The sequence below is a fragment of the Thermanaerothrix solaris genome (assembly GCF_032334255.1).
Taxonomy (GTDB): domain Bacteria; phylum Chloroflexota; class Anaerolineae; order Anaerolineales; family Anaerolineaceae; genus Thermanaerothrix; species Thermanaerothrix solaris.
The window spans coordinates 937,042-953,426 of sequence record NZ_JAUHMF010000001.1 but is presented as its reverse complement, the minus strand read 5'-3'; the positions used below and the strand labels follow the sequence as shown (position 1 = coordinate 953,426).

Genomic DNA, 16,385 nt, shown 5'->3' with positions numbered 1-16,385 from the left:
CTCTGCCGGAATGGGCAGAGTTTTTTGCCTTCATTTTGGGGTATACTTATTCCCCGGCTATGGATAAGGCTTTAATTCGCAATTTTTGTATTATTGCCCATATTGATCATGGGAAGTCCACTCTGGCGGATCGCCTCTTGCAGATCACCGGTACAATCTCTGATCGCCAGATGGTAGAGCAGGTTTTGGATTCAATGGAATTGGAACGCGAGAAGGGGGTAACCATCAAGGCTTCGGCGGTGCGAATGCTTTATCGTCGTTCCGATGGTCAAGAGTATGAGTTAAATCTTATTGACACGCCGGGGCATGTGGACTTCAGTTATGAAGTTAGCCGTGCTCTGATGGCCTGTGAAGGCGCGTTGCTGGTTGTAGATGCTACTCAGGGAATTGAAGCCCAGACGCTAGCCAATCTTTACTTGGCACTGGATGCCGATCTGACAATTATCCCGGTTATTAATAAGATTGATTTGCCTTCAGCGCGGGTGGAGGAGGTAGCGCAGGAGATTCAAAATTTATTAGGAACACCATCGGAAGAAATCCTGGCGGTTTCGGCCAAAGAGGGCACCAACGTAGAGAAGGTGTTAGAGGCTGTCATCGAGCGAGTACCACCACCCCAGGGTGACGCATCTTTGCCTCTACGAGCATTGGTGTTTGATTCGCATTACGACCCCTACAAAGGTGTGGTGGCATATATCCGCGTATTTGATGGCACACTTCGCCCTGAAGATATGCTCAGGGTAATGTCCAGTGGCATTGATTTCCGACCGGTTGAAATTGGGGTGTTCGCCCCGGATATGCGTCCGGTTAATTCACTGAACGCAGGCGAGGTGGGATATGTAGCGACTGGTCTAAAAACGGTTTCGGAATGTCGCGTCGGGGACACAATCACCCTGGCCACCCATCCGGCTGTGGAGCCATTGCCTGGTTTTCGTCATCCCAAGCCGATGGTTTTTGCTGGAATTTATCCCGTTGAAAATGAAGATTATGAACGCCTAAAAGAAGCCCTTGAGAAACTGCAACTTAATGATGCCTCGCTTGTCTTTCAACCCGAAAAGTCCCAGGCGCTTAATTTCGGCTTCCGTTGTGGTTTTCTTGGTCTATTTCACATGGAGATCATCCAAGAGCGCCTGGAACGGGAATACGACCTGGATATTGTGGTCACGGCGCCTTCAGTGGAATATGAGGTGGTTTTGCGCACCGGTGAAGTGATTCGGATTGATTCTCCGGCACTGCTCCCGGATGAGGGTCTGATTGAAGAGATACGCGAACCCTGGATGGTGGTTCAGATTTTCACCCCGATGGAATACTACGGCACCGTGATGGATTTGGTGCGTCGTCGCCGGGGAATTTTCCGCGAGCAGGAATATCCGGCTCCCAATCGTGTCCAGTTAACTTTCGAGATCCCTCTTTCTGAATTGATTGTGGATTTTTTCGATGAACTGAAATCGCGTACACGGGGATATGGCTCGATGGATTATCATTTTGCCGAATATCGCCCCGGTGATTTGGTTAAGTTAGAGGTGTTAGTAGCCGGAGAGCCGGTGGATGCGCTGGCAACCATTGTGCATCGTGATCAGGCTTATCATAAGGGGCAGGCTTTGGTGAGCAAACTCAAAGAGGTCATTCCGCGTCAATTGTTCGATGTGGCGATTCAAGCCGCCGCTGGCGGGCGGATCATCTCACGGGCGAATGTCAAAGCACTGCGCAAAGATGTGCTGGCAAAGTGTTATGGCGGGGATGTGACGCGCAAGAAAAAACTGTTGGAGAAGCAGAAGCGGGGTAAGAAGCGCATGAAGATGGTAGGTAATGTAGAAATTCCGCAGGAAGCTTTCCTGGCGGTTTTAGGCTTGGAGGAAGATTGAAGCAGGAAAGCGGTGCGCGAAAATCTTTTCAGTGGTTACGATGGTTGCCGGGGGTGGCGATCAGTTTACTGGCGATAGGTATTTTGTTCCGGGTTGCTAACTGGAAAGATGTTGGAGTCGCATTGTCGGCCTATCGTTGGCCATTTATTATGGGTTCATTGCTTTTAACCCTGAGCTTCTTGTGGGCGCGAGCCTGGGCCTGGACGGCTCTACTGGAAGGACAAGCCCGTCCTATTCAAGCCTTCTGGGCGATTAACCAGGGGTATTTAATCAATAATCTATTGCCACTGCGGGCAGGTGAATTGGGTCGCTCAGTTCTTTTGGGTTACCAGATCAACCAAAGCCCTGTTCGGGTTCTCTCAACAGTTGTTATTGAACGGATCTTAGACCTTGCTTTTGCAGCAACGCTTCTTTTGAGCACCTTGCCTTTGGTGGTGGGGATGGCTTGGGCGCGTACCGTGTCCTGGCTTACCCTGGCGATTATTCTGGCTGTTCTGGTCATGTTGATAGTTCTTTCACGACGTCAAGAAAATACCCTGCGGTTCTTTGACAATGTATCTCAGCGGTGGCGCTGGCGATTTCTGAGAGTGGTTGTATTACCGCAGTTGCATCATTTAATGCAAGGCTTAGGCGCTTTGCGCAATCCCCGTGCGCTTTGGAAGGCTCTGTTCTGGGTTGGCGTTTCATGGGGATTAGCCGTTTGCAATTATTACTTGATGCTCTTGCCCCTAGCCCCGCACGCTCGTTTTTGGTGGGGGGTATTTGCCGATGGAGTATTAGCCATGGGGATTGCCTTGCCGTCAGCACCAGCCGCGCTGGGTACATTTGAAGCCTCTCTGGTAGCGGCCTTGGCCCTGTTAGGGGTGAATTCAACGGCAGCATTGGCCTATGCAATAACCCTTCACTTCTTGCAATTCCTGGTCACAGGAGTTTTGGGGTTGCTGGGGTTTCTGCGTCAACGGCATTCTTTACAGGAATGGGGTCAATGGTTGCAACTTCGTGAACGTGGAAATCTTACTCAATAAAATTGGGAGGTACAATGCCCCGACGTTATCTTATCACCGGTGGAGCAGGTTTCATTGGCTCGAATTATGCAGCACGGCTAATCGGTCAGGGACACGAGGTTATCCTTTATGATAATCTTTCCCGAGCTGGTGCGGTACGTAATCTGGAATGGTTACGGACGACCTTTGGTGAAGATTCCTATCGTTTGATCGTGGCGGACGTGCGAGATGCGTCCCGATTGAATGAGGCTGTGCAAGGCGTGGATGTCATCGTGCATCTGGCGGCGCAGGTGGCAGTGACGACTTCGGTTGCCGATCCGCGCACAGACTTTGAGATCAATGCCCTGGGCACGTTTAATGTCCTGGAAGCAGCCCGGCTCTCAGGCCGAGATCCTATCGTGATTTATGCTTCAACGAATAAAGTATATGGGGGAATGGAGAATGTGGCGGTGGTGGAAGATGAAACGCGTTGGCGTTATCAGGACTTGCCCGAGGGATGCCCTGAAACCCAACCCTTGGATTTCCATTCCCCCTATGGGTGTTCAAAAGGTTGTGGTGACCAATACGTTCGCGACTATGCGCGTATTTATGGACTACCGACGGTGGTGATGCGCCAGTCCTGCATCTATGGGCCGCGGCAGTTTGGGGTGGAAGATCAGGGCTGGGTGGCTTGGTTTGTCATTGCCGCCCTGCTCAAACGACGATTGACCATTTACGGAGACGGCAAGCAGGTGCGTGACTTATTGTTTATTGATGACCTTCTGGATGCTTATGATGCTGCAATTGAATGCATTGATCAAGTCGCCGGGCAAATTTTTAATATTGGTGGCGGACCGCAAAACAGTATTTCCATCTGGCGTGAATTTGGACCCCTACTGGAGCGCTTGGTGGGTTACCCCATTCCAGTAGATTTCGGAGAATGGCGTCCTGGCGATCAGCGGGTTTATATATCGGATATTCGCAAGGCACGCCAATGGTTGGAATGGCAACCCAAGGTGGGTGTAGAAGAGGGGGTTGAGCGACTGGTAACCTGGGTGAGAAACAACCTCAATCTATTCTAATTCTGGCGGGCAACGATGCGCATTCTAACGGTATTGACCTATTATCGTCCGCATACCTCAGGGCTCACCATTTATGCGGAAAGGTTAGCCAAAGCGTTGGTGCGGCGTGGCCATCAGGTGACCGTGCTGACCTCGCAATATGACCGTGCATTGCCGCGTGAGGAAGAGGTTGATGGGGTGCGAATCGTCCGGGCGCCAGTGGCCATGCGGGTAAGCAAAGGGGTTATCATGCCCACATTTGGCTTCTTGGCAACGCGGCTGGTACTGAGCCACGATGTGGTGCATTTGCATTTGCCTCAGTTTGATGCCGCCGGGATCGCCTTGCGCGGGCGGCTGTTCCGCAAGCCCACGGTGATCACCTATCACTGTGATTTGCGCATGCCTCCGGGATTGATAGCCTGGTTGGCCAATCAAGCCGTATTGGTCATGAACGAATTGGCAGCCTTGTTCACGCATCGTATGGTGACCTACACCCAAGATTACGCTGATCACTCGGCCTACTTACGCCGTTATCAGCATAAATTACAGATCATCCCACCACCGGTCGAATTGCCCGAGGTTGACCCGGAAAGTATTCAGGCGTTTAGCCAACGTAATAATCCTGAAGGCAATCGCCCGGTGATCGGCATGGCAGCGCGCTTTGCCACTGAAAAGGGAGTAGAAGTATTGCTGGATGCGCTCCCTCGGATTTTAGAGGTTTATCCGCGGGCCCAAGTACATTTTGCCGGCCCTTATCAGAACATCGTTGGCGAAGAGCACTACTTTCAACGTTTAGCGCCGCGCATTCAGGCTTTTCAAGCGCAGGGACATTGGCGCTTCCTGGGTGTTTTAAACCCCGAAGATATGGCACGCTTTTATCCTAATATTGATGTCTTGGTCTTGCCTTCCCTTAACTCAACCGAAGCCTTTGGGTTAGTCCAGATTGAGGCAATGATGAATGGTGTGCCGTGCGTGGCTTCGGACTTGCCGGGTGTACGCCAGCCGGTGCTTCGACACCGTATGGGGAGAATTGCCCCCGTGGGTGACTCCAAAGCCCTCGCCGAGGCCATTTTGGATGTGCTCAATCACCGCGAACAGTTTATGGTGGATCGTGACGCCATTCGTCAGCAATATCATCCGGATGCCGTTGCGGCGCAGTTTGAAGGCCTGTTTCAAAGCATGCTGAACAAGTTGCGGTAGTTATGGACACACCTTCGGCGTCAAGTCAGCCATCAGGACGAGATTTTCTTTGGTTGCATTTACGCGAATTGCCTTATTTTCGGGCATTACTGCGGGCGGTTGAGGCGCGTTTTTACCAGGGGTTGCACTTGCCACGTCCGGTATTGGATATCGGTTGCGGAGATGGTCATTTTGCCAGCGTGACCTTTGATGAACCTTTGGATGTTGGCCTTGATCCCGATCCTCGGGTTTTACCCTTGGCGCGGGGGTATGGGGGCTATCGCTGGGTATTGCGCGGCTATGGAGATGCCTTACCCTTTGGTCGCGCAACTTTTGCCAGTGCGGTCAGCAACTCTGTTCTTGAACATATCCCTGACGTAGATAATGTTTTATGTGAGGTTGCACGGGTTCTGCGCCCAGGTGCTCCCTTTATCTTCTGTGTGCCGAATCATCGTTTTGCCCCCTCGCTTTCGGTGGCGCGTTTCCTCAAGCGCTTGGGTTGGTGTGGGCTCGCCGGTGCTTATCAACGCTTCTTCAATCGTATTTCACGGCATTATCATTGTGATGATGTTCCGCGCTGGCAAGAACGGCTCGAGAGGGCGGGCTTTGCTTTGGAAAACTACTGGCATTATTTCTCGCCCGGGGCTCTGGCTTGTCTGGAATGGGGACATTACTTTGGCCTGCCCTCATTGGTCGCGCGGAAATTGACCGGTAAATGGATTTTGGCGCCGTACCCATGGAATCTGGCACTAACCCGACGGGTTGTTCAACCTTACTTTGATCAACCGGCAGAGTGTGAAAATGGGGTTTATACGTTTTACATTGCGCGGCGATCTTAATCGCTTTGGCCCCTTGATGACTCCTGGATCAGTTTCTGCCGCAATTCATTAATGGGGTGCAGATTGCCCTCGGTATCGCGGAAATGCCAGAGTTCCCATCCATTGCACGGGGCATTATTGAGCATGGCCCGTGCTAAGGTGTGAATTGAACCGGTTAGATTACCACAACGAAGATGTCCGTTGGCCTGGATCGTAGCCTCGGGGGTATTACCGCGAAAATAGAGAATTTGTCCGGGTTGGAGTAGGCCGGCCTCTAGCAGAGCCCCAAACGGGATACGTGGACGGCGTCGAGGTTCGTTCAGTATTACCGCCGAAAGAGGGGCGGGGGTTGTTTCTTCGATGCGAGCGCGCGCAATGTTCACGTATCTGGGATCGCGTTCAATGCCTACAAAGTGGCGATGGAGTTTCTTCGCTACGGCCCCGGTTGTCCCGGTGCCGAAAAATGGGTCTAAAATGATATCACCGGGTTGGGTTGATGCCAGAATAATGCGATAAAGAAGGGCTTCGGGTTTTTGGGTAGCGTGGGCTTTTTCGCCGTTAATACGAATGCGTTCATTGCCAATGCAGGTGGGCAAATACCAGTCAGACCGCATTTGTAGGTCATCGTTGAGCGCCTTCATAGCGTGATAGTTGAAGGTATATTTTCTGCCTTTTACTTTTTGGGCCCAAATTAATGTTTCGTGGGCATTGGTAAAGCGGGTGCCATGAAAATTAGGGGTGGGGTTGGTTTTGATCCAGACTAAATCATTGAGAATCCAGAATCCCAACTCTTGTAAAATGGCACCGACTCGATAGATGTTATGGTAAGTCCCAATCACCCAGAGGGTTCCGGTATCTTTGAGGATACGGCGGCACTCGGAAAGCCAAGCACGGGTAAAGGCATCATATGCCGCGAAGGACTCAAACTGATCCCAATGATCATCAACGGCATCCACGCGGGTGAAGTTGGGGCGGTAAAGAGCATTTCGTAATTGCAGGTTGTAAGGTGGATCCGCGAATACCATATCCACGACCCCGGAAGGTAATTGGGGCAGAATTTCAAGGCAATCACCTTCCAGAATGGTATCCAGAGCAAGAGGGGTTACTGATTTCATCATGTCATCTCTGTGTGCATCGCACTACTAAAAATAAGTTTAGCACAACCGTTATTGAGTAAGGCAGCGCTTGTCAGCCCCCTGGTCTTGAATTATGATATACACTCAATCGGAATGATCCGCTGAAAAGAACGCGAACCCGCAAAAGACATATCAATCATGAAAGAGCCGACCATTCTGGATTTCGTGAAAGCCCTACTGACGCCCTGGCGGGGTAGACCCCCGGCCATTCCTCCGTTAGAAGAATCCCAATCCGCATCTCCATCGCCACTAGAACGCCCAGTTGCGTCAATACCAGAACCTGAAAGCCCTGGCCAGATTTTCCCAGAACAACGGGTCGGATTCCGAGTTCCCTGGTCAAGTCTCTTGGCGGTGGGGTTGGCACTTCTGGCCCAACGTCTACTGGAACCACCGCGTCAGGGCTCACCCTGGGTGGCCGTTATAATCTATGCTTTGGCATTTGTGGCCCTGGTAGCAGCCATTGGGAGACGGGAATGGCAAATCCCTTCACTCATCAATGAGGATTCTCCCCCTCCTATGCCGTTGAGGGTGCAAACTCGCGCCGCGCTTCTGGCCACTGGATTATTACCGTTGGCCTTTATTGCCCTAGGGGGAAACCGGTTTACGGTGTTTAATCTGGTGCTTTGGTTGGGGGCATTGGTAGCCACCTTGGTAGCGTTTATCCTCCCTGGGCAGCGGTCGCATAATCGGCGTGATTGGCTGACCTTCCTGCGTCAACCCGGGTGGACAATAACTATCTCGCGTTGGGCTATTTTGCTAAGTTTGGCTACCTTGGTTGTGGCCTTCTTCCGTTTCTACCGCTTGGATAGTGTGCTGGGGGAGATGTTCAGCGATCATGCTGAAAAATTACTGGATGTAGCAGATGTGTTGCAGGGTCAGACGTCTATTTTCTTCCCCCGCAATACCGGGCGAGAGGCGTTTCAGATGTATCTGACGGCGCTGATCGCGGTTGTCGCTGGAACGGGTTTGTCTTTCATGAGTTTGAAACTCGGTACAGCGCTGGCTGGATTCATTACACTGCCTTTTATCTATCTTTTAGGCAAGGAAATTGGGGGAAAATGGACGGGATTAACGGCCTTTCTCCTGGCTGGGATGGCCTATTGGCCGAATGTGATTTCGCGAGTGGGGTTGCGTTTTCCTCTTTATCCGATGGCAGTAGCGCCAGCGCTATATTTTCTTATCCGTGGCCTAAGGCATGGAAACCGCAACGATTTTATCTGGTCGGGACTAGCTCTGGGGGTTGGTTTGCACGGTTACAGCCCCACCCGACTTCTGCCCGCGGTCATGGTTCTGGCGCTGGTTTTGTATTTACTCCATCGCCATTCTGAAGGGCGGCGTTGGGCATCCATGTGGGCTTTTGGAATGCTGGCTTTCACGGCGCTGGTGGTATTTTTGCCTCTTTTGCGGTATATGATGGAACAGCCGGACATGTTTGCCTTCCGCGCGTTGACCCGACTGAGCGCCATTGAACGGCCGTATCCAGCGCCGGTATGGCAAATCTTCCTAAGTAATTTAGGAAAAGCCTTGGTGATGTTCTTTTATGATAACGGGAACATCTGGGTGCACTCCATTCCTGGCCGCCCGGCACTAGACATTTTCACGGCGGTGCTTTATTTTCTTGGTTTGGTGGTAGTAGGGGGGCGTTACCTCCGCAAGCGCCATTGGGTGGATCTTTTCCTCTTGCTTTCGATACCTATGCTCATGATGCCCTCCATTCTTTCGTTGGCTTTCCCTGAGGAAAATCCTTCGCTTAATCGCACTGGTGGGGCGATTGTGCCGGTCTTTATCATCGCGGCGATTGGTTTGATTTCCTTTTTGCAGACCATGGTCAATAATCTTCAACCCCGGCTGGGTCGAATGGCTGCTACATTAACCGGAGCGGCGCTTTTGATCGGAATCGGTTATCAGAACTTTGACTTAGTGTTTCGTCAATTCGATCGGCAGTTTATGGCCGGGGCCTGGAATACATCGCAAATCGGGCATGTGATTCGAGCGTTTGCCGATTCAATAGGCGACCCTGATTCGGCATACGTTGTCCCTTATCCCTATTGGGTTGACACGCGGTTGGTAGGGATCAACGCGGGCTATCCACTGAAGGACTATGCGCTGTGGCCTCAAGATTTTGAGAAGACACTTGATCAACTCGGGGCCAAGTTGTTTATTCTAAAACCCGAGGATCAGGCCGCTTTGGATAAACTGCGCCAACTTTACCCGACGGGGTTTCTCTATTATTATGACAGTCACCGTGAGGGCAAAGATTTCTTGATCTTTTTTGTCCCTCCCACGACACCCTAGGACTTACAGGCGGATCATAATATGGTTGAAGCCTCTATTATGAAAGAAACCTCAACGATTAAGCCTCGGCGCCTGTTTTGGGATGTGCTGTTACTTGTCATTTTAATAGTGGGGGCTTATTTTCGGTTGATTGGATTGGATTGGGATGAAGAGCAACACCTTCATCCCGATGAGCGATTCATGACTATGGTTGCCAGTTCCATCCACACGCCGGGAAGCCTAGGGGATTATTTCAATACGGCTACCTCATCGCTTAATCCTCATGTCGTGGGTTATGGCTTTTATGTGTATGGTACATTTCCGTTGTTCCTGACGCGATGGGTGGGTGAGGCACTGGGCAAAACCGGTTACGGCGAAATTTATCTCGTGGGTCGTGTGCTTTCAGCCCTGGCTGACCTGCTGACCGTTTTCCTGGTTTATCATATCGCGCGGCATCTCTATCGCCGTTACGCAATAGGGGCGCTGGCGGCAGGGTTTGCCGCCCTGGCTGTATTGCAGATTCAACTCTCGCACTATTTTACGGTAGATACATTTGCCAACGCGTTTCTCTACTTGGCATTTTACGCCGCCGTGCGGGTGATGACGGCGCCATTACCCTCTGAGAGTCAGGATAACACTTCCGCACGCCGCTTGGACGAACCGGTGGGATTCTATCTTTTGTTCGGACTCGGGTTGGGTTTGGCGCTGGCTTCCAAAGTGAGCACCCTCCCTGTTGCTATCCTGTTGCCAATAGCGGCTCTCATTCGTTATTCTCGTGTGCCAACCCCGCAAATGCGCGGTCGGCTTAGCCTTGGGATGGTGCGTAACCTGGCGCTGGCCGTAGTAGTAGCCTTTTTCACCTTTCGCATCTTTCAACCTTATGCGTTCAGTGGACCGGGCTTTTGGGGGCTGGCTATTAATCCACGCTGGGTGGATAACCTGCGTGAGTTGAGCACCTTGAGCAATGGGGATGTAGATTTTCCCCCAGCGTTGCAGTGGGCGCGGCGTCCGTTAACCTTTGCCTGGGTGAACATGGTAAGGTGGGGGTTGGGCTGGCCATTGGGACTTTTGGCGTGGGTGGGGTTTTTATGGATGGGGTATCGTATTATCAGAGGGGCTTGGCGTGAGCACGTCTTATTGTGGGCATGGACTGGATTGTATTTTTCTTGGCAGAGCCTGAACTTCACCCGTGCCATGCGCTATCAACTTCCGGTATATCCTGCGCTGGCAATCATTGCCGCCTGGGCGATCATCACATTGTGGAATAAAGCCCTATTAAATGGCTTGCACTCACGGGCGGTGAGAAGGATTAACCCGTACCGTTTGCTGGCGGTGGTTTTGGGGGGCTTGGTTTTGATAGGTTCTTTTTTATGGGCGTTTGCTTTCACCCGCATCTATACCCGTCCGGTGACCCGCGTGGCGGCCAGCCGTTGGATTTATCAGCATGTGCCCGGCCCGATCAATTTGCGCATCCAGACCGGATCAGAAACGGTTAACCAGCCGTTGCCAATCCGAGAGGGAGTATCCTTGACCGCTCAACACCCTCTTCGTTGGGTATTTACACCGACTGAAGATTGGCGTGTGACTCAGGCTTGGATTACGGCCATTTATGACCCGGCTCTGGGTTCCGATTTGAAAAATGTGCAATTTGTTTTAGGGCAAGGTGAAGGAGAGGTTCTGGCAATTTCACAACTAACCGATACCTTTGCCACCCCTGAGGAACAAGCGAACCGCGTTATCCCATTTGATTCAGTGGTAACCCTTGTGGCCGGCCACCCTTACTGGTTCGAAGTCCGTTTGGAAGGTGAAGGGCGCTTACTGCGTCTGAACGGTGCGATCCAATTAGGTAATGCCCAGGTTTCCCAGCGGCTCACCGTGATCCCGGCACTAGTTGAACCTTTGCGCTTGGGGCAGGGGCTGGTCATTCCATTCACAGCGGTGCAGTCCGGGACGTTGTCACAAGTTTTGCTCAACCGCATTGTGGATTGGAGAGGCCTGGGGGATATAAAAACGCTGCGTTTGCAAATCTTAGATTCGGCGAGCGGTATAACCTTAACCACAATTGAATTTGAGGGAGTTTTCCGCGCATTGAGCGATCCGCGTGGGGAATCCTATGCGATTACATTGGAGAACCCAATTCAGATCGAGAAGAATAAAAGCTACCTTCTTGCATTAGATATCACAGCCGGTGAAGGCGACCTTGCGATTTACGGCAGTGCACCAGCGCATGAATCCACTTGGGATGATGGACTGCCTTTACGCCTGGATGGTTATGATCCCTATGGGGGGATTTACCGCAGTGGTTTGAACTTTGAGATGTATTGGGATGACAACGAAGACAAACTGGCGCGCTTTCTCTCTATTCTCGATCAGGCTGATTATATTTTCATCACGTCCAATCGCCAATGGGGGACAACGACCCGTGTACCCGAACGTTATCCGTTGACAACGGTTTATTATCGCAATTTGTTGGGCTGTCCAGAAGAGACGTCCATACTTTGGTGCTATAGTGTAGCCCAGCCGGGTATGTTTGAAGGTAAGTTGGGCTTTGAGTTGGTAGCAGTTTTCCAGAGTGACCCTAACCTGGGTTCGTTACGTTTCAACACACAATTTGCTGAGGAAGCGTTCACGGTTTACGATCATCCCAAGGTGTTGATCTTTAAGAAACAGGCCGATTACAACCCGGCACAGGTGCGTGCGGTATTGGGCGGTGTGGACTTAAGTAAAGTGATCCGGCTAACCCCGCGTCAGTTTAAATCTTACCCGGCAACGCTAATGCTCCCTCTAGAACGTTGGGTTCAACAGGTCAAGGGAGGGACTTGGTCGGAATTATTTAGCACCTCGGCCTGGAATAACCGGTATCCCGGGTTAGGACTTATCATCTGGTATGTTGCGCTAATGTTAATGGGGTGGATGGTTTACCCCTTGGCGCGGTTGGTTTTTGGGGTCCTGCCCGACAAGGGATATCCGCTGTTACGGATATTAGGATTACTATGCTTGGGATGGGGGGTATGGATTCTGGGATCCATGGGTGTGCCGTTTACGCCATTTACCATCTCCCTATGCGCCTTAGCAATTCTGATGTTAAATCTGGGATTAGGTTATCTTCAGCGTGAGGCCATTCGCCAAGAATTACGGCAAGAATGGCGCTATTTTCTGCGCATCGAAGCCCTAGCCCTGGCTTTCTTCCTCTTCTTTTTGCTCATTCGCCTTGGCAATCCGGATCTCTGGCACCCCTATAAGGGGGGAGAGAAGCCGATGGATTTTTCCTATTTCAATGCAGTGCTAAAGAGCACCACGTTTCCACCCTATGATCCCTGGTTCGCGGGTGGATACATTAACTACTACTATTTTGGTTTTGTGTTGGCGGCTGTTCCCACCAAATGGCTGGGAATTGTTCCTTCAATTGCTTACAATTTCATTTTGCCCTCGTTCTTTGCGCTGGTAGCGTTGGGAGCGTTCAGCGCGGGCTACAATCTGGTGGCGTGGGCCATTAGCCAACGTGTTCGCGGTGACCATGAAAATCCATATTACGTAGATGGACATCCCTGGCTGGGCGGATGGGCGGGGGCCATTGGTGTGCTGATCCTGGGCAACCTGGGTACGGTGCGCATGATCTGGCATGGGTTGCAACGGCTGGTTGCCCCAAATGGACAAATTGAAGGGGTAAATTTCCTCCAGCAGATTATTTGGGCACTAGGTGGATTTGGGCGCTTGGTGGCAGGGGCTCATTTACCCTATGCACCAGGGGATTGGTATTGGATCCCTAGCCGTGTTTATCCGGGTGAACCGATTACAGAATTTCCGTTCTTTACTTTCCTTTACGCCGATCCGCATGCTCATCTGTTTGCGCTGCCGCTGACCCTTTTGGCGTTAGGGTGGGCGCTGGCAATTTCCTTCACGGCTTGGCGCTGGGTACGTTCTGATGACCTCCCCTGGCCGATACGGACGGCGGCGGTTTTTTTCCTGGGTGGGCTGATCATTGGCGCCTTACGCCCGACCAATACCTGGGATTTGCCTACTTATCTGGGATTGGGCCTGCTGGCGTTGACCTACAGCGGCTGGCAGTATGCTGATCTTCCGGAGGGTTGGTGTCCATACCTCCCTGCTTGGCTGAGGCGCTGGATAGCCATAGGTTTGGCTGCAGTTTCGCTGATCGGACTGTCGTTTTTGCTCTATCTCCCATTTAGTCAGTGGTATGGGCAGGCCTATGCGGCGATAGATCTGTGGCGTGGCGCTCGTTCGCCTTTCTGGTCGTATCTGACTCACTGGGGGGTCTTCCTGTTCATTTTGACGTTCTGGTATGGCTGGGAGACCTATATCTGGATGGCGACCACACCACTTTCAGCCCTGAGGCGCATTTATCCTTACCGGTATCCCTTGTTGGTTGGATTAGCGGTATACCTCGGGATCATGATTTATCTGACTCATGGCCTTGGGGTGGAGATCGCCTGGCCAGTTATGCTTTTAGTACTGTGGGCAGGGCTACTCCTCTTGCGTCCTCGCCAGGATGATTCACGACGTGCTGTGTTGGTTATGAGCATCATGGCGCTGGTGCTCACGTTGGCGGTAGAACTGGTGGTTTTGCGTGGTGATATTGGGCGCATGAACACGGTCTTCAAGTTCTACCTGCAAGCCTGGGTGCTATTAGGGCTCAGCGCTGCCGTGGCTCTGACCTGGTTATGGCCCGCGGTACGGCGATTCTGGAAGACAGGCTGGCAGTATGTTTTTAGAGTGGGGGTCAGTTTGTTGGTGGGAGGTGCGTTACTTTTCCCCTTATTGGGTGGGTTGGATAAAATTCGCGATCGTATGAGCCCGACCGCGCCTCATAGCCTGGATGGCATGGCTTATATGCCATTTTCAACTTATTGGGAGGGGGAGCACACGCTTGATTTAAGCCAGGACTATCGCGCTATTCGCTGGATGCAAGAGAATGTAGAAGGATCGCCAGTTATTGTCGAGGCGAATGTCCCCGAATACCGCTGGGGTAACCGGTTCACAATTTACACCGGCTTGCCGGGGGTGGTAGGGTGGAATTGGCACCAGCGGCAGCAGCGTGCACTGCTACCCGACACCTGGGTGACGGAACGGGTGGTGGCAATTGCGTCTTTCTACAACACGACCGACCTCCAAGAAACCAAGCGTTTTTTGGAGCAGTATCACGTTTCATATATTATCGTGGGTCAGTTGGAAAAGGCGGTTTACCAACCGGAAGGGTTAGCCAAATTCGAGGCCCAAGAAGGCCGGCTCTGGCGAAGAGTCTACCAGGATGCCGATACCGCCATTTACCGGGTTATTCGTCCGGGCGAGTGAGGTGACTATGAGCACGATTCCCGCCGATCAACCATGGCATCAAACGCTCAAATGGGAGCAGGGGGTATTCTTAATCGCACTATTGTTGGGAGGCATATTGCGTTTCGTTGGCTTGGATCTTCACCCCTTAAGCGATACCGAAGCGCGCGTAGCCTTACAGGCTTATGCGTTGGCTCAAGGGCAATCTGTGCCTGATTGGGTTGGGCAACCCGGTTATCTGATCCCAACCGCAGTGGCATTTTTCTTGGTGGGTGCACACGAAGCCACCGCCCGCTTTTGGCCGGCCGTTTGGGGGTTGCTGGTCATCATTCTGCCTTGGCTATTGCGGAATCGCCTGGGGCGACCCTTAGCAATTTTTCTCGCATTAGGTCTAGCACTGGATGCGGGTTTGGTTGCGACCTCGCGTTTGGCCGCTGCGGATTCATTAGCCTTGCTTGGGGTTATGGGTTTTATAACGTTCTTTTGGCGTGGCGAATGGTACCTGGCAGGGGTCGCGTTGGCTTTGGGCGTATTAAGTGGCCCTTCGTTTTGGGTTGGGATTTTGATTCTTTTGTTAACCTGGTGGCTCTGGCGCTGGGTTAATGGATCATGGCAGAATGGATTGACGTTAGACCCCCAAAAACGTGAAGAGGGTCATTCTGTTTCTTGGAAGAAGGTGGGCCTTGCTTTTCTGGTGACTCTGGTGGCGGTAGGAAGCGGTTTGGGCGCGTTTTGGCGCGGCTTGGGGGCAGCAGCAACCGGGCTAGCAGAATTTCTACACGGTTGGTCATCTGAAGGGGTGTCGCTGGGGCTGATGGGAATGGGTTTGATCATCTATCAACCTTTGGGTTGGTTTTTGGCGTTGCTTCAGTGGTTAAGGGGATGGCGGCGTATGCCGGCATTGGCACAAGTGGCGACCCTGTGGCTGGGGATTGGTCTGTTGGTTCTGGTGGTGTATCCGGGGCGACAGATTTCTCATCTGGTGTGGCTGTTGGTACCGGTGTGGATGTTGGCGGCTTCTACCTTAGCCCAAACGATTGAGCATCTAGCCCAGACGGATTGGATAAAACAGGTCGTAGTCGCGGCGGGATACTTTACTCTGGTGGGTTACCTTTGGATGAATATCGAAGGATTTGTCCCCGGTAACTTGATGCCGCAGTGGGTATGGGTGCGCTGGTTGGCTATTTTAGGGGTGATCTTGTTGGGTATTGCGATAGGATTGGTTGTGAGTTGGACGTGGGGATTACATGTAGCCCGTCAAGGATTGTTCCTGGGGGGATTTGTATTTTTGTCTTTTCTAACCTTTTCGGCCACATGGCAAGCGGCGGGATTGGGTCGTGCGCCATCAGCACAGGTGTGGGGGCCCCAACCATATCCTGCTGAGGCGGATCTGTTAGTGAAAACACTGGGCGATGTTTCCGAGTGGACGACCGGGCGACGCGATGCCATTGATATTCGGGTTGTGGGGGTGGATTCACCTGCATTACGGTGGACCTTACGCCATTTTAATAACGCCCAGTTTGTTCCAGTCCTAACCCCGATGGAAACACCCTCAGTGATTATCACACCCGAAACTGCAATGCCTGGGGTGAGTGCGCTGTATCGTGGACAAGATTTCGTCTGGCGGGAAACGCCATCTTGGTCGTTGTTCTTGCCAGGCGAGTGGTTATCCTGGATAATATATCGTAAAGCCCCCTTACAACGCCAAGGTGTGATTGTTTGGGTGCGCACAGATCGTTTTCCACAGGTCTTGAGTCTTGCGAGTCCATAATATTAGGAA

General features: G+C 52.0%; 9 protein-coding genes. 8 read left to right on the top strand and 1 reads right to left on the bottom strand.

Features of this window, described 5'->3' with window-relative positions:
• Positions 1-59: 59 nt before the first annotated feature.
• Genes lepA through QYE77_RS04205 form a run of 5 tightly spaced genes read left to right on the top strand, consistent with a single transcriptional unit; the run spans position 60 to position 5,924 of the window.
• Positions 60-1,862, top strand: a complete 1,803-nt coding sequence (gene lepA / locus QYE77_RS04225; protein WP_315624117.1) for a translation elongation factor 4 — start codon at positions 60-62, stop codon at positions 1,860-1,862.
• A complete protein-coding gene (locus tag QYE77_RS04220) occupies positions 1,859-2,887 on the top strand; it encodes a lysylphosphatidylglycerol synthase transmembrane domain-containing protein (protein ID WP_315624116.1) in 1,029 nt (342 codons plus the stop codon). The genes lepA and QYE77_RS04220 overlap by 4 nt, the downstream gene beginning before the upstream one ends.
• A gap of 14 nt (positions 2,888-2,901) precedes the next feature.
• Positions 2,902-3,927, top strand: coding sequence for a GDP-mannose 4,6-dehydratase (locus tag QYE77_RS04215; protein WP_315624115.1), 1,026 nt, complete (start codon positions 2,902-2,904; stop codon positions 3,925-3,927).
• A 15-nt stretch (positions 3,928-3,942) separates the two neighbouring features.
• Positions 3,943-5,106, top strand: coding sequence for a glycosyltransferase family 4 protein (locus QYE77_RS04210; protein ID WP_315624114.1), 1,164 nt, complete (start codon positions 3,943-3,945; stop codon positions 5,104-5,106).
• A 2-nt stretch (positions 5,107-5,108) separates the two neighbouring features.
• Positions 5,109-5,924: a class I SAM-dependent methyltransferase gene (locus tag QYE77_RS04205; protein ID WP_315624113.1), complete on the top strand. Its 816-nt coding sequence runs from the start codon at positions 5,109-5,111 to the stop codon at positions 5,922-5,924.
• Here the strand turns inward: QYE77_RS04205 and QYE77_RS04200 are convergent.
• Positions 5,921-7,021, bottom strand: coding sequence for a site-specific DNA-methyltransferase (locus QYE77_RS04200; protein WP_315624112.1), 1,101 nt, complete (start codon positions 7,019-7,021; stop codon positions 5,921-5,923). The two genes, QYE77_RS04205 and QYE77_RS04200, sit on opposite strands and share 4 nt — an antisense overlap.
• A 156-nt stretch (positions 7,022-7,177) precedes the next feature.
• On the opposite strand from QYE77_RS04200, the gene QYE77_RS04195 reads away from it, so the two are divergent.
• From QYE77_RS04195 to QYE77_RS04185, 3 genes are read left to right on the top strand one after another with little or no spacing between them, the layout of a single operon-like run.
• The gene (locus QYE77_RS04195) at positions 7,178-9,334 is read left to right on the top strand and encodes a glycosyltransferase family 39 protein (RefSeq protein WP_315624111.1); all 2,157 of its coding nucleotides are present in this window, start codon (positions 7,178-7,180) and stop codon (positions 9,332-9,334) included.
• Positions 9,335-9,355: 21 nt separating this feature from the next.
• A complete protein-coding gene (locus QYE77_RS04190) occupies positions 9,356-14,626 on the top strand; it encodes a DUF2298 domain-containing protein (protein WP_315624110.1) in 5,271 nt (1,756 codons plus the stop codon).
• Positions 14,627-14,633: 7 nt separating this feature from the next.
• Positions 14,634-16,376, top strand: coding sequence for a hypothetical protein (locus tag QYE77_RS04185; RefSeq protein WP_315624108.1), 1,743 nt, complete (start codon positions 14,634-14,636; stop codon positions 16,374-16,376).
• Positions 16,377-16,385 lie beyond the last annotated feature (9 nt).

Excerpts from the sequence above, each read along its gene's own strand:
- lepA (WP_315624117.1), top strand. The coding sequence starts at position 60 with ATGGATAAGGCTTTAATTCGCAATTTTTGTATTATTGCCCATATTGAT.
- QYE77_RS04215 (WP_315624115.1), top strand. The coding sequence starts at position 2,902 with ATGCCCCGACGTTATCTTATCACCGGTGGAGCAGGTTTCATTGGCTCG.
- QYE77_RS04210 (WP_315624114.1), top strand. The coding sequence starts at position 3,943 with ATGCGCATTCTAACGGTATTGACCTATTATCGTCCGCATACCTCAGGG.
- QYE77_RS04205 (WP_315624113.1), top strand. The coding sequence starts at position 5,109 with ATGGACACACCTTCGGCGTCAAGTCAGCCATCAGGACGAGATTTTCTT.
- QYE77_RS04200 (WP_315624112.1), bottom strand. The coding sequence starts at position 7,021 with ATGATGAAATCAGTAACCCCTCTTGCTCTGGATACCATTCTGGAAGGT.
- QYE77_RS04195 (WP_315624111.1), top strand. The coding sequence starts at position 7,178 with ATGAAAGAGCCGACCATTCTGGATTTCGTGAAAGCCCTACTGACGCCC.
- QYE77_RS04190 (WP_315624110.1), top strand. The coding sequence starts at position 9,356 with ATGGTTGAAGCCTCTATTATGAAAGAAACCTCAACGATTAAGCCTCGG.
- QYE77_RS04185 (WP_315624108.1), top strand. The coding sequence starts at position 14,634 with ATGAGCACGATTCCCGCCGATCAACCATGGCATCAAACGCTCAAATGG.